This is a genomic window from Micromonospora sp. CNZ296, assembly GCF_007827635.1.
Genome location: NZ_VISW01000010.1, coordinates 116,206 through 137,489, shown reverse-complemented (window position 1 = coordinate 137,489; position 21,284 = coordinate 116,206). Strand labels below are relative to the sequence as shown.

The window sequence follows — 21,284 nt, the reverse complement described above, 5'->3', positions numbered from 1 at the left end:
GGCCGCCGAGTCCAGCACCGCATTGCTCAGGTCACCCGTACGCGTGGCGACGGGCGGGCGGGGGACCGGACGTGACAGGATGCGGCGTGCCTCCGTTCAGCGCCGCACCCCCCGGTGGCCTCCCGCCGTACGTCGCGGATCTGCACATCCACTCGAAGTACTCCCGCGCGTGCAGCCGCGACCTGACCCTGCCGAACCTGGCCTGGTGGGCCCGGCGCAAGGGCATCGGCGTGCTCGGCACCGGCGACTTCACCCATCCCGCCTGGTACGACCACCTGCGCGAGACGCTGCACCCGGCCGAGCAGGGCCTGTACCGGCTCTCACCCGAGGCGGAACGGGACGTCGCCCGGCGGCTGCCGCCCCGGCTGGCCAGTGAGGCGGAGGCCGACCCGGTCCGGTACATGCTGAGCGTGGAGATCTCCACGATCTACAAGCGCGACGACCGGACGCGCAAGGTGCACCACCTGATCTACCTGCCGGACCTGGACGCGGTGGCCCGGTTCAACACCGCGCTGGGCCGGATCGGCAACCTCGGCTCGGACGGCCGGCCGATCCTCGGGCTGGACTCCCGCGACCTGCTGGAGATCACGCTGGAGGCAAGCCCGGACGGCTACCTGGTGCCCGCGCACATCTGGACGCCCTGGTTCTCCGCGCTCGGCTCGAAGTCCGGCTTCGACGCGATCGCCGACTGCTACGCCGACCTGGCCGAGCACATCTTCGCGGTGGAAACCGGCCTGTCGTCCGACCCGGAGATGAACTGGCGGGTCGGCAGCCTGGACCGCTACCAGTTGGTGTCGAACTCGGACGCGCACTCGCCGCCCGCGCTGGCCCGGGAGGCCACGGTCCTCACCGCCGCCCGCGACTACTTCGCCATCCGCGAGGCGTTGCGGACCGGCGACGGGCTCGCGGGCACCGTCGAGTTCTTCCCGGAGGAGGGCAAGTACCACGCCGACGGGCACCGGCTGTGCGGCGTGAACTGGTCCCCGGAGCGGACCCGCGAGGCGGGCGGACGCTGCCCGGAGTGCGGCAAGCCGCTGACTGTGGGCGTACTCAGCCGGGTCGAGGAGCTGGCGGACCGCGCGGCGGGGCACCGGCCGGCGCACGCCCGCGAGGTGACCCATCTGGTGCCGCTGGCCGAGATCCTGGGCGAGCTGAACCGGGTCGGCGCGCGGTCGAAGAAGGTCGAGGGCAAGCTCAACGAGCTGATCGCCGCGCTCGGACCGGAGCTGGAGATCCTCACGCGTACCCCGATCGAGGAGATCGGCCGCGTCGGCGGCGAGCTGCTCGCGGAGGGCATCGGCCGGCTGCGCCGCGGCGACGTGCGCCGGGTGCCGGGCTACGACGGGGAGTACGGCGTGATCACGCTGTTCGACCCGGCGGAACTGGGCGCCGGGGGTGCCCGGGCCGGGCAGGAGACGCTGTTCGACGTACCGGTGCCCGCGCAGCGGCGGCCGGCGGAGTCGGCGCCGAAACCGAAGGCCAAGCGCCCGGCGGCGGCCCGGCCGGAACCGAAGCGGACGCCGACGCCAGCGCCCCCGATCGCGCCGCCGCCGTCTCCGCACGAGCCGTTCGAGCCGATGCTCGCCGGGATGGAGGAGGTCGGCACCGGCCTGCTGGACCGGCTGGACGCGATGCAGCGGGTGGCCGCGTCGGCGCCGGGTGGCCCGCTGCTGATCGTGGCCGGTCCGGGCACCGGCAAGACCCGCACGCTCACCCACCGGATCGCGTACCTGTGCGCGGAGCTGAACGTCTTCCCCGATCAGTGCCTGGCGATCACGTTCACCCGGCGGGCGGCCGAGGAGCTGCGGCACCGGCTGGACGGGCTGCTCGGCCCGGTCGCCGAGGACGTCACGGTGGGTACGTTCCACTCGCTCGGCCTGACCGTGCTGCGGGAGAACGCGACGGCGGCCGGGCTGCCGGCGGACTTCCGGATCGCCGACGAGGCGGACCGGGCGGCGGCGCGCGCCGAGGCCGGTGACGACGACGAGCGGTACGTGGCACTGCTGCGCAAGCGGGACCTGGTCGACCTGGACGAGCTGCTGACGCTGCCGGTGGCCCTGCTGAAGGGTGACCGGAAGCTGGTCCGCGAGTACCGCGAGCGGTGGAAGTGGATCTTCGTCGACGAGTACCAGGACGTCGACGCGGTGCAGTACGAGCTGCTGCGGCTGCTCAGCCCGCCGGACGGCAACCTGTGCGCGATCGGTGACCCGGACCAGGCGATCTACTCGTTCCGGGGCGCCGACGTGGGCTACTTCCTGCGGTTCTCGCAGGACTTCACCGACGCGCGGCTGGTCCGGCTGAACCGCAACTACCGCTCCTCCGCGCCGATCCTGGCCGCCGCGGTGCAGGCCATCGCGCCGTCGTCGCTGGTGCGCGGCCGGCGTCTCGACCCGGCCCGGCTCGACCCGGAGGCGCCGCTGGTCGGCCGGTACGCGGCGAGTTCCGCCTACGACGAGGCCGACTTCGTGGTCCGTACCGTGGACGAGCTGGTCGGCGGCCTGTCCCACCGCTCGCTCGACTCGGGTCGGATCGACGGGCGGACCACCTCGCTGTCCTTCTCCGACATCGCGGTGCTCTACCGGACCGACGCGCAGGCCGCACCGATCGTGGACGCGCTGGCCCGGGCGAACATCCCGGTGCAGAAGCGCTCGCACGACCGGCTGCGCGACCGTCCCGGCGTGCCCGCAATCGCCCGCGAGCTGCGCCACGCCGGTCTGGACGGTTCGCTCGCGGCCCGGGTACGGCAGGCCGGGCAGATCCTGGCCGAGCGCTTCGCCGTGCCCACGCTCGACGGTTCCGGCGCGGTACGCCCCGAGGACGTCCGCACGGCGGTGGACCTGCTCACCCCGCTGGCCCGGCGCTGCGGCGACGACCTCGACCTGTTCCTCAACCAGCTCGCCACCGGCGCGGAGGTGGACGCGCTCGACCCGCGCGCCGAGGCGGTCACGCTGCTCACGCTGCACGCCGCGAAGGGTCTGGAGTTCCCGGTGGTGTTCCTGGTCGGCGCCGAGGACGGGCTGCTGCCGCTGCGCTGGCCCGGATCCGAGCCGGACGACGACGCGGTGGCCGAGGAGCGCCGGCTGTTCTTCGTCGGGCTGACCCGGGCACAGGACCGGCTCTACGTGAGCCACGCGGGCCGCCGCGCCCGGCACGGCGCGGAACGCGACACCCGCCCGTCGCCGTTCCTCGACGTGATCGACCCGGCGCTGTTCGAGCGTCTGGACGCGACCGAGCCCCGCCGTCCGAAGGACCACCAGCTCCGTCTGATCTGACCGCCCGCGGCACCCGCGCCGAGCGCGCAGGTCAGCCGAGGACGGCGGCGAGCCACGCACCGCCGAGCAGCGCCGGGCCGAACGGCACCGGCGTGTCCCGGCGTACCCGGCCGGCGGCGAGCAGGACCAGCACCGTTACTCCGGCGAGCACGTGCGGCAGGAGCAGCCCGAGCCGCAGCGCCGGCCAGCCGAGCCAGCCCAGCGGCAGCCCGAGCGCGGCGGCGAGCTTCACGTCGCCGAAGCCGAGCCGGGCGCGGGGCAGCAGCGCCAGCAGCGCGTACCCGATGAAGGAGAGCGTGGCCCCGGCCACCGCGACGGCCAGGTGGCGCGGTTCGCCGGTCGCCGCTGTGGCAGCGGCCGGTCCGAGCCCGCCGCCGAGCGCGACCAGGCCGACGAGCGGGTCGGGCAGCCGCAGCGCGGTCAGGTCGGTGACCACGAGGACCAACCCGGTGGCGGCGACCGGCAGCAGCGCGGGCAGCGCCGGATCGGCGCCCCGAGCGGCGGCGAGCCCGCCGAACACCACGGCGCCGACGAGGGCGAGCACACTCCGGTTCGGAGTTCGGACCCGGCCGCCGGTGTCGGGAACGAAGGACCGCCCGACCGGGACCGCCGCCCACCCGGCCGCCGCACCCAGCAGCGCGACCCCCGTCACCAGCAGCGCCGACACGGGCCGGGACGCTACCGCCCGGCCGGCTCCCCGGCCGTCCCGTCGACGGCTGGTGGCGGGGACCGGCGGGGTCGCTCGGTGCTCACCACCACCGCCACGCCGACCACGATGACCGCACCGCCCATCAGCACCTGCGAGGTGATCGGTTCCGCGACGAACAACGCGCCGAGTGCCACCGCGACCACCGGGTTCACGTACGCGTACGTGGAGACCAGCGAGATCGGCGCGTGGGCGAGCAGCCAGACGTACGCGGTGAAGGCGACCAGCGAACCGGCCACCATCAGGTAGGCCATCGCCGCCCAGGACCGTCCGGTCACGTCCGCGAAGGAGAAGCCGCGCAGCTCACCTCGGGCCACGCCGACGAGCGCGAGCACCGCAGCGCCGGCGACCATCTCGTAGACGGTGGCCACGAACGGGTCGGCGGGCATCCGGATCTTCCCGGACAGGTACGAGCCGACCGACCAGCTCGCCGCCGCGGCGACCACTGTCAGCGCGCCTGCCACCGGCACGCCGTCCACCCCGTCGCGGGGCAGCACGAGCAGGACCAGACCGGCGAAGCCGAGTGCCACTCCGAGGAACGTCCACGGTCGCGGCCGGTCCCCACCTGCCGTCCGCAGCAGGACCACGAGCAGCGGCACGGTGGCGACGAGCAGCGCCGCCACCCCGGACGGTACGGCGGTCCCGGCCGGGCCGGACTCGGCGAGCACCACCAGGCCGTTGCCGCCGGCGAGCAGCAGCACACCGACGAGCGCGGCGGAGCCGACGCGGCGTGCGGGCACCCGCAACGCGCCGGGTCCACGTCGCAGGCGCAGCACGACGGCGAGCACCACCGCGGCGGCGGCGAACCGCATCGCCGCGGAGATCAGTGGCGGCAGGGACTCGACAGCGACCCGGATGCCCAGGTAGGTCGAGCCCCAGAGCAGGTAGACCAGCACGAGTGCGGTCCAGATCAGCGCGGTGCGGGCCGGCGGCGTCGCGGAATCGACAACGTTCGTCGCACTCGTAGGGCGTGAGCTCATCGTGGGACCACGCTACGGTGACCACGGCGTCGGCGTCCCCAGTTGGTGGCCGGCCTCTCAGCACTGGCGTACGCAGGAGGCGTTCATGTCGAACTTCGGTCCACCGGGCGGCGGCTCTCTCGAGCCCTGGGGACGGCCCGACGACGGCTACGCCCCGCAGCCCGATCCTCGCTACGCCCCGCCGGGCGACCCGCGTTACGCCCCGCAGCCCGACCCGCAGTACGGCCCGCCGACCCAGCAGTACGGCCCCGCCGACCGGTACGGCCCGCCCGCCCAGCAGTACGGTTCCGGCGACCGCTACGGCCCGCCGGCTGATCAGTACGGGCCGCCGACGCAGCGCTTCGAGCCGGGCCCGGCCTGGTCACCCGGGCCGCCGCAGCAGGGCCACCCGGGTGACCCCTATGCCGGGCCGCCGTACGGCGGCGGGCAGCCGCCGTACGCCGAGCCGACGCCGCCGAAGCGCGGGAAGGGCCCGCTGCTGGTGGTGGTGATCGTGCTGGCCGTGCTGCTGCTGGGCGGCGCCGGGGCGTACTGGATGCTGGGCCGGGACGAGCAGAGCCCGACCGGCGGCACGACAGCTGCCACCGCGCCGGCCGCGGATCCGACCGGCGAGGCCGCGCCGCCGAGCGAACCGGCCGACACGACGCCCACGACGGCGGCCCCGGCTTCGTCGACCGATCCGCGTTTCGTCAAGGCGGGCCAGTGCGTCGCCAACGAAGGTGGCGGCGGCCAGCCGAAGCTGGTGATCGCCGACTGCGCCCCGAAGACGTACGAGGTGCTGCGCCGCATCGACGGCGCGACGAGCGGCAAGAAGGACGCGGAGGCGAAGTGCGGGAAGGTGGCCGGTTACACCGACTGGTACTTCTTCGACAGTGAGCTGGACACGCTCGACTTCGTGCTCTGCCTGAAGCGCCGCTGACCCTGTCCGCCTGTCGGTAACCAAAACTAGGGCTATCTAGCGTGGATGCTAGACAGCCCTAGTTTTGTATCGAGGCCGACACGCGGTAGCCGCCTCTACGCGCATCTAGCCTGGTCGCTAGAGAACCCGATACTGTGCGATTCGTGGATCCGGTCCGCAACCCGTACGCACCGGGCGCCGGCCAGCGCCCGCCCGAACTCGCCGGGCGGGGGCGGGAACTGGACGTCTTCGACGTGGTGCTGGAACGGATCGCCCGCGGTCGCCCCGAACGCAGCCTGATGCTCACCGGCCTGCGGGGAGTCGGCAAGACGGTCCTGCTCAACACGCTGCGCTCCGAGGCGATCAACCACCTCTGGGGCACCGGCAAGATCGAGGCCCGGCCGGACCAGTCGCTGCGCCGCCCGATCGCCGCCGCGCTGCACATGGCCGTCCGCGAACTGGCGCCCCGGCACCGCGCCCCGGACCGGATCGACGCGTTCCTCGGCGTCCTCAAGGCGTTCGCGCAACGCTCCACCCCCACCGGGCGGGCCGGCGCGGCACCCAAACTGCGCGACCGCTGGCAGCCCGGCATCGACGTACCGGCGAGCAGCGGGCGCGCCGACTCCGGCGACATCGAGATCGACCTGGTCGAACTGCTCAGCGACGCGGCGGCGGTCGCCACCGACGTCGGCACCGGCATCGCGATCTTCATCGACGAGATGCAGGACGTCGGCGCCGAGGACGTCTCCGCGCTCTGCGCCGCCTGCCACGAGCTGTCCCAGCTCGGCGCGCCGCTCATCGTCGTGGGCGCGGGCCTGCCGCACCTGCCGGCCGTGCTCAGCGCCGCCAAGTCGTACTCCGAGCGGCTCTACCGCTACCAGCGCATCGACCGGCTCGACCGGATCGCCGCCGACCAGGCGCTCTGCGCGCCGGCCGAGCGGGAGGAGGTCGAATACGAGCAGAAGGCGCTCGACCTGCTCTACGAGAAGTCCGGTGGTTATCCCTACTTCGTCCAGGCGTACGGGAAGGCCACCTGGGACCACGCACCCCGCTCCCCGATCACCGCGGCGGACGTCCGGGTCGCCGCGCCCGAGGCGGAGGCCGAACTGGCGGTGGGGTTCTTCGGCTCCCGGTTCGAGCGGGCCACGCCTGCCGAACGCGAGTACATGCGCGCGATGGCCACGCTGGCGCTGGTGGACGGCGAGGAGGGCGGCCGGGACGACATGGACGCGGCGGTGCCGACCGCCGAGATCGCCCGCGCGCTCGGCCGCAAACCGGCCAGCCTCTCCCCGGCGCGTGATGCGCTGATCAAGAAGGGGCTGATCTACTCCGGCGAGCGGGGGACTGTGGCGTTCACAGTGCCGCACTTCGGCCGCTACCTGCGTACCCAGCCCGCCTGACGGCTCAGGCCGCTCGGGCCGCGCGGTCTCAGGCCGCTCGGCCGCGATCCGGACCGCTCAGACCCGCGACCACGGTGGCGGGAAGACCACCTCGCCGGACGGCGGTGACGGCTCTCCGCTCGCCGACGGCGGCAGCACCAGCGCCTGCCACGGCTCCCCCAGCCCGGACCAGGGACTGGTCAGGCCCAGCCGGTCCGCCGGGCCGAACCCGAACCGCCGGTAGTAGGCCGGGTCGCCCAGCACCACCACCAGCCGCTCGCCCAGCTCGGTCGCGGCGTCCAGTGCCGCCTGCACCGCCGCCGTGCCGTGCCCCAGCCGCTGCCGGTGCCGCGCCACCGCCACCGGACCCAGGGCCAGCGCCGGCCAGGTGCCGCGTTCGGTGCGTACGCCGACGCGCGTGAGCAGCGCGTACGCCACCACCTCGCCGCCGTACTCGGCGACCATGGCCAGCTCCGGGATCCACGCCGGGCTGTGCCGCAGCTCCTCGACCAGGCCGACCTCCGGTGGGGTGGCCACGTCGGGGCGGGCGAAGGCGGCGGCCAGCACCCGGGCCACCGGCGCCTCGTCGGCGGGGCCCTCGGGGCGCAGTCGCAGCGTCGTCACCCGCGCGACCTTACCGAACGCACCCGGTCCATCCGCGACGGTCGCTGAAATCGATACCGTTCGGACGTCCACGTCGGCCGATACCTTTCGTGTGTTGCGGGGATGACGACGCCCCCGACGGGGTAAGACTGAGCCATGAAGCCCGTGCGCTCCCTCGCCCGAGTCATGTTGAGCGGCATCTTCGTGGTCAGCGGCGCCCGCAACCTGCGCAACCCGGAACGCCTGGTGCAGGCCGCGGAACCGGTCACCGGGAAGGTCGCCCCGCTGATCCAGAACGTGCACCCCCGCATCCCCACCGACACGGTCTCGCTGATCCGGGCCAACGCCGCCACCCAGCTGGTCGGCGGCCTGATGCTCGCCACCGGCCGGTTCACCCGTCCGGCCGCGCTGGTGCTCGCGGGCACGCTCATCCCGACCACCGCCGCCGGCCACGCCTTCTGGAACAACGACGACCCGGCCGCGCGCAACAACAACCAGATCCACTTCCTGAAGAACCTCGGCCTGCTCGGTGGCCTCCTCCTCGCCGCCGCCGACACCGAGGGCAAGCCGGGGCTGCGCTGGCGCGCCGGCCACCGGATCGACCACTCTCGCCGGTCGGTCAAGCGCGCGGTCCGCACGGCGCGCCGCGAGACGAAGATCGCCGTACGCTCCGCGGCGACCGCCCGCCGCATGCCCGGCTGACCAGGCACTCTGTACGGCCTACCACCCCCCGCAAGGCCACCAATCACCTGAACCGTCCGAGACCCGTTAACGCGGTGGAAATGTCAAAAACACGTGTGGGATCGGACACGGTCGCGTAACGCGGGAGGCAGCAACGTGAGGCGCCGTTCTAGGCTCCGTTCTGGACCTGGACGGGTACGACGACCTTGGTACGGGGGTGGCCACGCCATGCCGACGACAGTCGGTAGACGGACCAACCGCCTCGCCCCGACCTCCCGCGTCGACCGCCGGATCGTGGTGCGTCTCGGCGTCGTCGCCGCCGTGTCGTACGCCGCGTGGCTCGCCATCGGCGCCTTCGGACGGCCGTACAACTTCTTCGACATGAAGATCTACCACGGCGCGGTGCTGTGGTGGGCCGGCGGCAACGAGCTGTACGACTTCGTCGCGCCCTCGACCACGCTGGGCTTCACCTACCCCCCGTTCGCCGCCCTGGTCATGCTGCCGATGTCGTGGCTGCCGGTCGACGGCGCCGGTTTCGTCAACGCGCTCGCCAGCATCGGCGCGCTCGCCGTCGTCCTCGCGGCGCTGCTACGCCCCATCGTGGACCGGCTCGGCTGGCCGCTCTGGTTCACAGTCGGCATCGCCACCCCGCTCGCAGTCGCCATCGAGCCGTCCCGGGAGACGCTCGGCTACGGGCAGGTCAACCTGCTGCTGTTCGCGCTGATCATGGCGGACATGGTGGGCCTGCGCTGGCGGGCCAAGCGGGGCACCCACTACGAGACGGCCGATTCGCCGCTGGCCCGGTTCGTCTACAGCGGCGCCTGGGCCGGTGTGGGCATCGGGCTCGCCACAGCGGTCAAGCTCACCCCGGCGCTGTTCGTGGCCTATCTGATGCTCACCCGGCAGTGGCGGGCCGCGCTCACCGCTGTCGGCACCGCCATCGGCGTGACCATCGCTACGTTCGGTGTGCTCGGTGAGGAGTCCCGCGCGTACTTCGCCGACGTGCTCTGGCAGACCGAGCGGGTCGGCGCGGCGGACATGACCGCCAACCAGTCCCTCGCCGGTCTGCTGGCGCGCCTCTACGACTCGATCGAGACGCCCGGCCTGCTCTGGCTGGCGTTCTCGGTGCTCATCCTGGCGCTGGGCCTGTCCCGGGCGATGAGCGCCCGCGCCGACGGCGACGAGCTGACCGCGTTCACGCTGGTCGGGCTCACCGCCAACGTGATCAGCCCGATCTCCTGGTCGCACCACCTGATCTGGGTCATCCCGGCGATCATCGTGCTGGCCGACGCCGCGGTACGCCGCCGCGAAGCCAGCCGCGGCCTGCCCCCGCGCGGCACTGGCGGTCCCTCGGCCAACGGTGTGCCGGCACTGCGCCCGCCGATCTGGTACCCGACGCTGACCGGGCTCCGCCACGGCGTCGGCGCGCTCGGGCTCTACCTGCTGTTCCTGATCTCACCGATCTGGCCGTACGAGCACCAGCTCCCCGAGGTGTCCCACTACCAGGACGGCCTGTTCGGCGCGCTGATGGAGAACTCCCTGGCCATCGCGCTGATCGTGCTCGTCGCGGCGCTGCCGTGGCGTCCCGGCGCCGAGCCGGCGTTCTACCACGAGCGGCTGGGCCGCACCGCCGCGCTCGCCGCCCGGCGCTGAGCCCTCAGGGGCAGTTCACCCATTCCTCGCTGCCGTCGTCGAAGACCTGCCGCTTCCAGATCGGCAGCCGCGCCTTCACCTCGTCGACCAGCCGGGCGCAGGCGGCGAACGCGGCCGCTCGGTGCGCCGTGCTGACCGCCGCCACCAGTGCCACGTCACCGATCTCCAGCGGGCCGATCCGGTGCGACACCGCCACCGCGTACACCTGCGGGTCGGCCGCCACCTCGGCCGCCACCTCGCGCAGCACCGCCTCGGCGGTGGGGTGGCCCTCGTACTCCAGCCGGGTGACCGCCCGCCCGTGGTCGTGGTCGCGGACCACGCCCTGGAAGGACACCACCGCGCCGGCACGGCGGTCGGCGACCGCCGCCTCGTGCGCGGCCAGGTCGAGCGGCCGGTCGGTCACCGCGCCGAGCACCACGCCTGCTTCCACTGTCACGACGTCTCCCGTCGGCTCGTTCGTCGCGCTCACCCGAATCGCTCCCCGGGGGTCAGTGGCAGCGGCACCAGCGGCACCCGGTCGCCGGCCGCGCCGCTGGTGCCGGGCCGGATCATCGCGAACCCGTCCGCGCCGGCCAGCCCACGCAGCATCGCCGAGCCGACGTGCCGCACCGGGTACGCGGTGCCGGCGACGCGGTCCCAGCGGGCCAGCGCCAGATGGGTGTAGTCGCCGCGCCCGGGAATCGGCTCGGCCAGTGTCACGTGCGGCAGTACCGGCATCTGCCGGCCGGTGAGACCGGCGAGCAGGGGCGCGACGAGCGACACGAGCGCCACCACGGCCGACTGCGGGTTGCCGGGCAGACCGGCCACGAACCGCACCCGCCCGTCGCCGTCCACCAGCCGGGCGAGCAGCATCGGGAAACCCGGGCGCACCGCCACGGTGTTCACCACGTAGTCGGCGCCGAGCGCCTCCAGCGTCGGGTGCAGATGGTCGACCGGACCGTGCATGGTGCCGCCGGTGGTGCAGACCAGGTCGGCGTTGGCGAGCGCGCCCCGCAGCGCCGCCACGTGCGCGGGCAGCGTGTCGGCGACCGGGCCGACCACGTCGGCCGCGCGCACCTGGCAGCCGTAGCGGCGCAGCCAGGCCGGCACCGACGGACCGAGCGCGTCACGGACCCGCCCGGCGCCGGGCGGACCGGAGGTGAGCAGTTCGTCGCCGAAGACCAGGAGCGCGGCCCGGGGTGGGCGGCGGACCCGCAGCGTGTCGTGCCCGCAGGAGGCGGCCAGGCCGATCACCGCCGGGTCCACGGGCGTGCCGGCGGGCAGCAGTACCTCCCCGAGGTGCGCCTCCTCGCCCGGCTCCCGCCACTCCGGCGCCGGGCGGGGCGTGCCGGACACCAGGCCGTCCGCGGTACGCGTCGACTCCTCGATCCGCAGGATCGCCGTCGTGCCCTCGGGAACCATCGCGCCGGTGGCGATCTCCACCGTGCTGCCGTCGGCCTCCAGCGGAGGCGTGGTCTGCCCGGCGAGCACCCGCCCGACCACCCGCCACGGCCCCGCGCCGCGCACCGCCCAGCCGTCCACGCTGGAGGTGGGGAACGCCGGCAGGTCGGTGCGCGTGGTCAGCGGCTCGGCCAGGGTGTGCCCGTCGGCCTCGGCCAGCGGACGGGCGACCGCGGGGAGCGCGGCGGACAGGCCCACCGCGTACACCCGGGAGCGGGCCTCCTCCCACCCGGCCGGTGGTGGCGTGCCGGCCTCGGCCGCGGCGGCTTCGGTTTCCGTGCTCATCCGGCGAGCCTAACGCCGGGGCACGTGCCGCGCGGGTTCAGTGGTCGCCGCCGCGAAGCTGGTCGACGGCGTGCCGCAGGATCGGGCCGAGCACCGCCAGACCGTCCCGGGCGCCACCGCGTGAGCCGGGCAGGTTGACCACGAGCATCCGGCCGGTCACCCCGGCCAGCCCGCGGGACAACGCAGCCGTCGGCACGGTGTCGCGGCTGTGCGCGCGAATCGCCTCGGCGATGCCGGGGATCTCGTAGTCGAGCAGCGCGCGCGTCACGTCGGGCGTGCGGTCGGTCGGGGTGATGCCGGTGCCACCGCTGGTCAGCACCACGTCGACGCCGTCTGCGCGGGCGGCACGCAGGGCGTCGCCGACCGGTTCGCCGTCGGGCACCACCACCGGAGCGTCGACCTCGCAGCCCAGCTCGCGCAGCCCGGTCACGAGCAGCGGACCGCTGGTGTCCTCGTACACCCCGGCGGCAGCCCGGTTGGACGCCACGATCACCCGGGCCCGGATCACGGCCGGTCCTCCGGCCGGACCCACTCGCCGGTCTTGCCGCCCTCCTTGCGGAGCACCCGGACGGCGTCCACCGACGCGGCCGGGTCGACCGCCTTCACCATGTCGACCAGGGCGAGCCCGGCGACCGCCACGGCGGTCAGCGCCTCCATCTCCACGCCCGTTCGGTCGGCGGTCTTCGCGGTGGCGGTGATCTCCACCGTGTCGGCGGTGAGGTCGAGGTCGACTGTGACGCCGTGCAACGCGATCGGGTGGCAGAGCGGGATCAGGTCGGGCGTGCGCTTGGCGCCCATGATGCCGGCGAGCCGGCCGACGGCGAGCGCGTCGCCCTTGGGCAGGCCGTCGCGGCGCAGCAACTCCACCACCTCGGCGGTGGTGCGGAGGCGGCCGGCGGCGACCGCGAGCCGGCCCGAGACCGGCTTGGCGGAGACGTCGACCATCCGGGCCGCACCGGCCGGGTCGACGTGGGTGAGCTGCGCGGGTTCGGTCACGGCCCGACCCTATCCGCCGGGTACGACGACGCGGGTGCTCCGGCCTGCCCGGGTGCCGCGGCCTGCGGCGGGGAGGAGCGTCGTGTCGGGTGCTGGTGCACGACGCCCCTCCCTCACCTGCCCACCGCCGATTCGCTGGGGGGAACTGACGGTGGGGGCCTCGTTCGGCCGGGTCCGCTCTGGCGCTGAACCCTCCCCGTGGCCGATGCCGGGGACGCTAACGAACGCCGCGATAAGAAATCGATAAGCCGGTTCAGGTCGGCGTCTCGACGAGCTGCCGGCGCAGGTCGTGGCGCTCGGGCGCACCCATCCGCTCGAAGATCGCCAACGCGCGCTGCCGGTACCGTCGCGCCTGCGCCGGCTCCTTCTCCGCAAGATGTCCGGCCAGGCCGTCCAGGGCGCGGGCCTGCTCGTACGGATGGCCGATCCGGGTGGCGATGGCGAGTGCCTCCTCGAAGACGGCCACCGCTTCGTCGGCTCGCCCCGTGGCTCCCAGGGTGACGGCCAGCTCGTTGCGTGCCTGGGCCTGGACGTGCCGCTCGCCGGATGCGGCGGCGGCCTCGATGGCGGCCTCGTGGTGCCGCAGCGCGTCGTCGTAGCGGCCGAGTTGCCGGTAGGTGCCGGCGAGGTCGCTGAGCGTCTCGGCACGGCCGAAGCCGTTGCCGGTGCGATCCCGGAGCGCGAGCGAGGCTCGGAGCAGGCGCTCCGCCGCCGCGTTCTGTCCCAGGCGGCATCTGAGGCCACCGAGATGCCCCAGTGCGTTCGACATGTGGAACGGATCCTGCTTGATCCGGGCGGCGAAGAGGTGCAGCCGATGAACCGCCGTCGACTCGTCGTAACGACCGAGGTAGCGCAGTGTCAGGCCGAGGTTCGGCAGGACCGGTAGGGTGTCCAGCGCACAGCTGCGCAGCGTCATGCGGTTGGCTTCGAGCGACTGGTGGAGCCGCCCGGTCAGCCAGTGCACGGCGCCGAGGTTGAACCGTGCCCGCTGGGCGCCCGATTCGTCACCGAGCCCGGTGAGGATCGACACGACCTCGTGCAGGTGTGCCGAGGCGTCCTGGTAGGCGCCGGTGCGTACGCACGCCGAGGCGAGATAGTTGTGCATGAGGGCCACGGCGTGCCGGTCCCCGCACCGCTGGGCGGCGGCGAGACCCACCGCGTGCGTGGCCGATATGTCGTCGAAGTAACCGCGTATGTAGAAGAACCGCCAACCGGCGCGAGCCAGACGCCACGCCATCGGTTCATGGCCCTGGTCAGCCGCCTGACGGACGAAGGCGTCCAGGTTCGACCGCTGTTCCTCCAGCCAGTCCAGGTCGCGGTCGACGCGTCCGGCGAGCAGATCCGGTCGAAGCGGTTCTCCGAGCCGCAGGTGCTGCGCGAGCACCCGGCCGTCCTCGATCGACGCGGACGCCCGCACCACCGAGTGCAACACGTGATCCAGCAGGTTCCGGATCGCCGGTCGCCCGGTCGTCGGCTCGTCCTCCTGCCGGGCCAGTTCGGCGGCGTAACGCCTCATCAGGTCGTGCAGGCGGTACCGGCCGGCCGAGGTCTCCTGCACGAGGTGGCGGTCCACCAGTTCGTCGAGGACGTCCGCCGCGTCCCGCAGGGGCAGGTCGGTGAGGGCGGCGACCATGGCGGTGTCGAGGTGGTTCCCGGCCGCCAGCCCGAAGGATCGGAAGGCTTTCCGGCACGCCTCGTCGAGCGGCTCGTACGACTCGGCGAACGCCTCCACCACGCTTCGCGCCTCGGCGCGGAGACCGGGGAGGAAGATCGACCTGTGGCTCAACCTGTCGACGAGGTCGGCGATCCGCCAGTCGGGCCGATGTGCCAGCCGGGTGCCGGCCAGTCCGACAGCGAGAGGGAGGCAGCCGCAGATGGCGACCAGTTGTCGCGCGGCCTCCGGCTCGGCCGCCACCCGGCCGCTCCCGATGAGGGTGGCGAGCAGTTCGAGCGCCTCGGCCTCGGCGAGGACGGCGAGGGACACCGGCGGTCGTTCGGTGAGTGCCAGCAGGCGCCGCCGGCTGGTGACGAGGACGACGGCCGATCCGGAGACGGGTAGCAGCGGCTCGACCTGCCGGCTGTCGGCGGCGTTGTCGAGCACCACCAGCACCGAACGCGCGGCCAGTTCGCGCCGCCACATCTCCTGCCGGCCGGGCAGTTCCAGCGGTATCCGGCCGGCCGGCACACCCAGTTGGTGAAGCAGCGTGTCCAGGGCCACCGTGGGCCGCATCCGTGTTCGCGTGCTGTGTCCCCGCAGGTCGACGAAAAGTTGCCCGTCGGGGAAGCGCTCGGCCGACCGGGAGGCCACATGCAGGGCGAGGGTCGTCTTGCCGCAGCCCGCCATGCCGTCGATCACCCGGATCGTCGGACCCTGCCCGGATGCCTCCCGCACTTCGCACAACAATCGATCGACCATTTCCTCCCGGCCGACGAAATCCATCACCGTCCGCGGCAACCAATTGCGCTTATGAGCACCACTCCGGATCGTCTCCACCTCGCGCGCCGATTCCGGAATCCGGCGTCGCGCCCGGGTGGCCGCCACACGAAGTCGTTCCATCTCCGCGCTGGGTGGCACCCCGAGCTGATCGGACAACGCCTCGCGAGTGGCGCGGTAGACGGCCAGGGCGCCCCCTGCGTCGCCGGTCTGGATGAGCGCGCGCATCAGGAGACACTGCGCCCGCTCGCGCAGCGGCTGATGCGAGACGTGGTCACGCAGTAACGACACCGCTGATTCGGGGCGCCCGAGGTTGAGATATGCCTCTGTCAACAGTTCCAGCGCCGCCTGCCGTTCCTGACTCACGGCCTCGCGCTGAACGGTGAGTGCCGGCCCCAGCGCCAACCCTGCGAGCAGTGGGGCCGCCGCGCCGACCACCTCGACGAGCACCGGGACGGCCTGCGCCGACCGCCCCTCCCGCATCAACTCCCGGGCGCGGCGCGAGCGCACGTTCAGTCGATGCAGATCGATCAGCTTCTCGTCGATGAGAAGTCGATAGCCGCCCGGTTCACGGACGATCCTCGCTTCGTCGTCCGCACCCGAGCCGAGACTCCGCCGCAGATTGGCGGCGTAGGTCCGGACGTTTGCGATCGCCGACCGTGGTGGAGCGTCCGGCCACAGCTCGTCCACCAGGTCATGAACCGTGACCAGCCGGTTGGCCCGCGCGACGAGTAGCGCGAACACCAACTGCTGCTTGGGCGTTCCAAGCGGAAGGTCCACGGCGCCGAGTCGCGCCGCCAAGCCCCCGAGAACCCGGATTTCCATGCTGCTGTTCCAGCCTCAGTGGGCACCCGCCCACCACGAAGCGACAGCGTAATCGATTCGTCACAGAGGCGTCGCCCCGGGCTCAGGCGCTGGTCGCCGCCGTCGTCCGACACGTCTGCCGAAGTCACCCGAAGCACGGTTGTAATGTTTCGCCGCCGCAGCGACGCTACACACGGACCGAGTGGTATCGCGCTATTCGATGCGCTCAGCGACGGCCCGGGTACCTAAAGGAGACAGTCGGCTTCGCTCCGCAAGCAGGCCATGGACAGAACGTCATTTAACCCGCAATAGTTACTTATATTGCGCATACCGACATTAATTCTTTCAGACCAACTCGAATATCCCCTAATCTGCCTTCAGTCAGCAAGGCGCGGATACGCGCAAAGAAGGCACAGGGCGCCGGCGGCAATGAGCGGCAGCGGATCGAAGTAACGACTTCAGTCCGTGACCATTCCGCCCCGAAGCGATATCCGAGGAGGGCAGCACAATGCGCAGCACCGAATGGGGATGAGTTTCCCGGACCCGGGTGAAGCGGTAGGCTGCCGCTCATCGCATACCGACGGTGAGCGGCGGGTGACTCGGGTTGAGCCGAACCACGGAAAGCCGAACGGCTGTCGACCCACACCTGCGCGGGATCGTCTACACGTTGGTCGCGGGGGCGACGATCGTCGCCCTCACCGCGATCTACTCCGCCCGTACACAACACCCTGACTCCGTACGTGACTTCGTCACCGTCACAGCTCTCGTCGTGACGGTGACCCTGGCCACCGTCATCAAGACCCGTCTGCGGATCCGCTCCACCACCTTTTACTTCGCCTGGGTCGAGACCGCGATCGTCATCGGCCTCGCCGTCGCTCCGCCCTCGTGGGTCGTCCTGGCCACCGGGATCGGCGTGGCGTGCGGATCAGTCACCCGCCTGGCCCCCATCAAGGTGGCATTCGCCATCGCGAAGCACACACTGGTGGCCGGCGGAGCCACTGTCGCCACCCTGCTGCTGGGAAGCGCCTGGCCGCCTCGGGAGCCACTCGGCATCGTCGTCCTGCTGGGGTTCGTCTACCTGGTGGCTGCGGTCCTCGATGACGTCCTCGCGATCCCGGTCATCGCGCTCGCCTCCCGCACACCGATCCTCCAGCAGTTCCGCGACGACCTCGACCTGCGGATCGCCGGTTTCGGCCTGCGTTTCCTGGTGGCCGCCAGCACCGTGCTCATCCTGCGGGTCGACCCCCGCCTGCTGCTCGCCGTACCGGCGCTGGTGCTCAGCCTGCACCTGGCCTACTCCAGCCGCATCCGCACCCGCACCGAGCAGCAGGCATGGCAGCGCCTGGCCCGCGCCACCGACGCCCTCAACGTGGTCGACCTCGACCAGGTGCTCACCACAGCGGTCACCGAGGCCAGCGAACTCTTCTCCGCCGACGAGGTCGAGATCGAGCTACGCGACGGCGAACGCACCGTCCGGGGCAACGGCACGGACATCGCGTACGACGGAACAGCCCCCCGGCCCAGCGCCGTCGACGGTCAGGTCATGCCGGTCCCGCTGGAGGGCCACGACCGCACCGACGACGTAGGCGTGCTGCGGCTGCGGTTCGCCGGCCCGGTCGAACTCTCCGAACGCGAGCAGTACACCCTGCGTACCTTCGCCTCCGCCCTCTGCACCGCGGTCCGCAACGCCCAGGCGTACGCCGAACTCGCCCGCATCGCCGAGGACCACGCCTACGCCGCCACCCACGACGCCCTCACCAGCCTGTCCAACCGGCGGCACCTGCTCGACGAGGGCAGCGCCCAGCTCACCAGCCGGCACGCCGACGGCGTCACCGCCCTGGTGCTGATCGACCTCAACCACTTCAAGGAAGTCAACGACACCCTCGGGCACGGCGCCGGCGACCAGGTGCTGATCCAGGTCGCCGAACGCCTCCGCGGCGCGGCCCGCCCCGACGACCTGGTCGCCCGGCTCGGCGGCGACGAGTTCGCCGTACTCCTGCGCGGCCTGCCCGCGCCGGCCGTCGCCGCCCACCGCGCCGAGGCCCTGCTCGCGGCGCTGCACGACCCGCTCGACCTCGACGGCATGCGGATCAGCGTGGAGGCCAGCGGCGGCATCGCCGTCGCCCCCGCCACCGGCGGCATGGCCGAACTGCTGCGCCGCGCCGACGTGGCCATGTACCAGGCCAAACGCGCCGGCCAACGGGTCGCCACCTACGCACCGGCCCGCGACACCGCCGACCTGAGCCGGCTCACCCTCGGCGGCGAACTGCCCCGCGCCGTCGCCGACCACGAGTTCACCGTCAACTTCCAGCCCATCGTCGACCTGGGCAGCGGCGAGGTGATCGGCGCGGAGGCACTCGCCCGCTGGCACCACCCCACCCACGGGCTCATCGACCCGCTGCGCTTCCTCGAAGCGGTGGAACGCTCCGGGCTGCTCCCCGCGTTCGCCGAGGCGATCCTCGACCAGGCCCTCATCGCCGCCGGCTCCTGGCGCGACGCCGGCTTCGACCTGCCCGTCTCGGTGAACGTGTCCCCGCGCAGCCTGCTCGACGCCCGCTTCCCCGGCGCCGTGCTGGCCCGGCTACGCGCCCACGACCTCCCGCCGGACCGGCTCGTGCTGGAACTGACCGAGACGCTCACGCTCAGCCAGCTCGACGTCGTCGACCGCGTCCTCAGCCGGCTGCGTGACTCCGGCGTCCGGCTCGCGCTCGACGACTTCGGCACCGGATACTCGTCGCTCTCCCTGCTCTCCCGCATCCCCGTACACGAATTGAAGATCGACCGCAGTTTCGTCGGCGCCATGGAGACCGCGCCCGAAGCCGCCGCCGTGATCCGCTCCACCCTCGACCTCGGCCGCAGCCTCGACCTCACCGTGGTCGCCGAGGGCGTGGAGAGCGAACCGCAACGCCGCGCGCTCTGGGAACTCGGCTGCGCCGCCGGGCAGGGCCACCTGTTCGCCCGGCCACTGCCCGCAGCCGCGCTCCTCGCCGCCCTCCAGCGCGGCCACGGCGGCCGGACCGGCGCGCTCGCACCCGCGCTGCACGACGCCGGCGCCGTCATCCGCCTCCCCGGCCGCCGCACCGGCCGCACCCGCCCGTCATCCCCCGCCGCCACCGACGCCCGGCAACCCTGACCCGGCCGGGCCACCCCGCCGGTCTGCCACACTGGCCCGCGTGACCGCCCAAGCCGACCCGGCAACCCCCGTCTCCCGCCGCTGGTCGGCACTCGACACCGCCGCCGGCGGCCTCGCCCTCGACCTGGGCCTCTACGCCGCCGCCACCGTCTTCGCCGCGATCACCGCCGCCACCTCCACCCTCCCGCCGCACCGCGCCTGGGGCGCCGTCGCCACCATCGGGTACGCGCTCGCCACGCTCGCCGCGACCACCCAGCTGCTCGCCCGCCGCCGCGACCCCGGCACCCCCCTGGCCGGCCTGCCCGCACGCTGGACCGTCGCCGGTCTCACCTGGGCCGCCACCGCGCTGCTGCCGATCGTCACGCAGAGCGTCGAACGCGCCGGCGGACGCACCGACCGGGCCCAGGAGGAGGTGATCGTCGTCGAACACGCCGGAGCCCGCCTCGCCGAGCACGGCACCCCCTACCTCGGACCCGACGCCATCGCCGCCCTGCCCCCCGGCGAGCAACTCCTCGGCTACACCCCCTACCAGCCCGGTATGGCGCTGTTCGGGCTGCCCCGTGCCGCCGTCGACGCCTGGTGGACCGACTCCCGCGTCTGGTTCGCCGTGGTCACCGCGCTCACCCTCGTCGCCCTCGTCGCCACGCTGCGCGCAAGTGGCGGCCCGGGCGCACCCCGCCGCGACGCCGCCGTCCTGCGCGCCGTCCAGGCCGCCACAGTCCTGCCCGTCTGCGCGCTCACCCTCGCCACCGGCGGCGACGACCTCCCCGTACTCGCGCTCTGCCTGCTCGCCCTCGCGCTCGCCGCCGCCGGCCGACCCGGCCGGGCCGGCCTCGCGGTCGGCGCCGCCGGTGCCCTGAAGCTCTTCGCCTGGCCGGTCGCCGTCGTGCTGATCTGCTGGGCCGCCACCCGCCGGTCCGCGACCCGCACCGCCCTCGGCGCCATCGGCCTACCCGTCCTCGCCCTGATCCCGGTACTCCTCGTCGACCGCGACGCCCTCGTCGAGAACGTGCTGCGCTTCCCGCTCGGCCACGGCCTCGTCACCAGCCCCGCCCAGTCGCCGTTCCCCGGGCACCTCATCGCCGAGACACTCCCGGCCGGCCGCGCCGTCGCCGCCGCGCTGCTCGTCGCCGCCGGAGGAGCCATCGCCGTCCGGCTGCTGCGCCGTCCGCCCCGCACCGCCGCCGCCACGGCCATCATCTGCGGGTACGGACTGCTCGCCGCGATCCTGCTGATGCCCTCCACCCGCTTCGGGTACCTGCTCTACCCGGCAGCCCTGCTCGTCCTCGCCCCCGCGCTGGCGCTCACCCGACCGGACGACAGGGCGGCATTCCCGGCAACCGCCCCGCGCCATCCGGCCGGAAGGCGTACACCTGAGGGATGACCACCTACCGCGACCGGGCCGAGGCGGGACGCGAACTCGCCGAACGACTCACCGACCTCGCCGGCCGGCCCGGCGTCATCGTGCTCGGCCTGGTACGCGGCGGTGTACCCGTCGCCCGGGTGGTCGCCGACCGGCTCGGCGCACCACTGGACGTCCTCGTCGTCCGCAAGCTCGGCGTGCCCTGGGCACCCGAGGTCGCGTACGGCGCGCTCGGCCCCGGCGGCGTGCAGGTCCTCAACGAGATGGTCGCCGGCCGGATCAGCGAGAACGACAGGGCCCAGGTCCGCCGCCGCGAACAGGCCGAACTGGAACGCCGCGAACAGCGCTACCGCGGCGGCCGCCCACCGCTCGACCTCACCGGGCGCACCGCCGTCATCGTGGACGACGGCCTCGCCACCGGCGCCACCGCCCGCGCCGCCGTCCAGGTCGCCCGCCACCTCGGCGCCGTCCGCGTCCTGGTCGCCGTCCCGGTCGGATCCGAGCAGGCGTACGACATGCTCGCCGCCGACGCCGACACGGTCGTGAGCTGCCAACTCCCGCCCGACTTCGCCGCCGTCGGGGCGTACTACGAGGACTTCCACGAGGTCTCCGACGACGAGGTCACGCAGGCGCTGACCGCCACTGCGTGAAAACACC

At 73.2% G+C, this 21,284-nt stretch carries 16 protein-coding genes; 8 read left to right on the top strand and 8 right to left on the bottom strand.

Translation table 11 applies throughout. The features are described 5' to 3' along the window. Positions 1-86: 86 nt before the first annotated feature. Positions 87-3,272: a UvrD-helicase domain-containing protein gene (locus FB455_RS18130; protein ID WP_013289334.1), complete on the top strand. Its 3,186-nt coding sequence runs from the start codon at positions 87-89 to the stop codon at positions 3,270-3,272. A gap of 31 nt (positions 3,273-3,303) precedes the next feature. On the opposite strand, the gene FB455_RS18125 is transcribed toward FB455_RS18130, so the two are convergent. Beyond that, positions 3,304-3,939, bottom strand: coding sequence for a prepilin peptidase (locus tag FB455_RS18125; RefSeq protein ID WP_013289335.1), 636 nt, complete (start codon positions 3,937-3,939; stop codon positions 3,304-3,306). 11 nt (positions 3,940-3,950) lie between these two features. Beyond that, the gene (locus tag FB455_RS18120; protein ID WP_232236626.1) at positions 3,951-4,958 is read right to left on the bottom strand and encodes an EamA family transporter; all 1,008 of its coding nucleotides are present in this window, start codon (positions 4,956-4,958) and stop codon (positions 3,951-3,953) included. 85 nt (positions 4,959-5,043) lie between these two features. Here FB455_RS18120 and FB455_RS18115 point away from each other — a divergent pair, with 85 nt between their 5' ends. Beyond that, positions 5,044-5,877, top strand: coding sequence for an LppU/SCO3897 family protein (locus FB455_RS18115; RefSeq protein ID WP_013289337.1), 834 nt, complete (start codon positions 5,044-5,046; stop codon positions 5,875-5,877). Between the two features lie 143 nt (positions 5,878-6,020). Continuing rightward, positions 6,021-7,256, top strand: a complete 1,236-nt coding sequence (locus FB455_RS18110; protein ID WP_030269512.1) for an ATP-binding protein — start codon at positions 6,021-6,023, stop codon at positions 7,254-7,256. 57 nt (positions 7,257-7,313) lie between these two features. Here the strand turns inward: FB455_RS18110 and FB455_RS18105 are convergent, their stop codons facing one another. Next, a complete protein-coding gene (locus FB455_RS18105; RefSeq protein WP_013289339.1) occupies positions 7,314-7,859 on the bottom strand; it encodes a GNAT family N-acetyltransferase in 546 nt (181 codons plus the stop codon). 135 nt (positions 7,860-7,994) lie between these two features. Between FB455_RS18105 and FB455_RS18100 the strand changes: the two genes are divergently transcribed. Together FB455_RS18100 and FB455_RS18095 are read left to right on the top strand one after the other, a co-directional pair. Further along, positions 7,995-8,540, top strand: a complete 546-nt coding sequence (locus FB455_RS18100; protein WP_013289340.1) for a DoxX family protein — start codon at positions 7,995-7,997, stop codon at positions 8,538-8,540. Positions 8,541-8,747: 207 nt separating this feature from the next. Further along, complete coding sequence (locus FB455_RS18095; protein WP_013289341.1) at positions 8,748-10,172, top strand: glycosyltransferase 87 family protein; 1,425 nt, start codon at positions 8,748-8,750, stop codon at positions 10,170-10,172. Positions 10,173-10,176: 4 nt separating this feature from the next. Here the strand turns inward: FB455_RS18095 and FB455_RS18090 are convergent, their stop codons facing one another. From FB455_RS18090 to FB455_RS18070, 5 genes are all read right to left on the bottom strand, one after another. Continuing rightward, the gene (locus FB455_RS18090; protein WP_174361832.1) at positions 10,177-10,602 is read right to left on the bottom strand and encodes a molybdenum cofactor biosynthesis protein MoaE; all 426 of its coding nucleotides are present in this window, start codon (positions 10,600-10,602) and stop codon (positions 10,177-10,179) included. A 35-nt stretch (positions 10,603-10,637) separates the two neighbouring features. Then, positions 10,638-11,897 carry a molybdopterin molybdotransferase MoeA gene (locus FB455_RS18085; protein ID WP_013289343.1) on the bottom strand — a complete coding sequence of 420 codons (1,260 nt, stop codon included), beginning with the start codon at positions 11,895-11,897 and terminating at the stop codon, positions 10,638-10,640. Between the two features lie 37 nt (positions 11,898-11,934). After that, the gene (locus FB455_RS18080; RefSeq protein WP_013289344.1) at positions 11,935-12,405 is read right to left on the bottom strand and encodes a MogA/MoaB family molybdenum cofactor biosynthesis protein; all 471 of its coding nucleotides are present in this window, start codon (positions 12,403-12,405) and stop codon (positions 11,935-11,937) included. Continuing rightward, a complete protein-coding gene (gene moaC / locus FB455_RS18075) occupies positions 12,402-12,893 on the bottom strand; it encodes a cyclic pyranopterin monophosphate synthase MoaC (protein ID WP_013289345.1) in 492 nt (163 codons plus the stop codon). The genes FB455_RS18080 and moaC overlap by 4 nt, the downstream gene beginning before the upstream one ends. A 253-nt stretch (positions 12,894-13,146) precedes the next feature. Next, the gene (locus FB455_RS18070) at positions 13,147-16,107 is read right to left on the bottom strand and encodes an AfsR/SARP family transcriptional regulator (protein ID WP_486481546.1); all 2,961 of its coding nucleotides are present in this window, start codon (positions 16,105-16,107) and stop codon (positions 13,147-13,149) included. Positions 16,108-16,735: 628 nt separating this feature from the next. On the opposite strand from FB455_RS18070, the gene FB455_RS18065 reads away from it, so the two are divergent. Genes FB455_RS18065 through FB455_RS18055 form a run of 3 tightly spaced genes read left to right on the top strand, consistent with a single transcriptional unit; the run spans position 16,736 to position 21,277 of the window. Then, a complete protein-coding gene (locus FB455_RS18065; RefSeq protein ID WP_486481545.1) occupies positions 16,736-19,264 on the top strand; it encodes a putative bifunctional diguanylate cyclase/phosphodiesterase in 2,529 nt (842 codons plus the stop codon). Between the two features lie 40 nt (positions 19,265-19,304). After that, entirely contained in the window at positions 19,305-20,648 is a 1,344-nt protein-coding gene (locus tag FB455_RS18060; RefSeq protein WP_145754208.1) for a glycosyltransferase 87 family protein, read from the top strand. Next, positions 20,645-21,277: a phosphoribosyltransferase gene (locus FB455_RS18055; protein WP_145754206.1), complete on the top strand. Its 633-nt coding sequence runs from the start codon at positions 20,645-20,647 to the stop codon at positions 21,275-21,277. The genes FB455_RS18060 and FB455_RS18055 overlap by 4 nt, the downstream gene beginning before the upstream one ends. Positions 21,278-21,284: the final 7 nt, after the last annotated feature.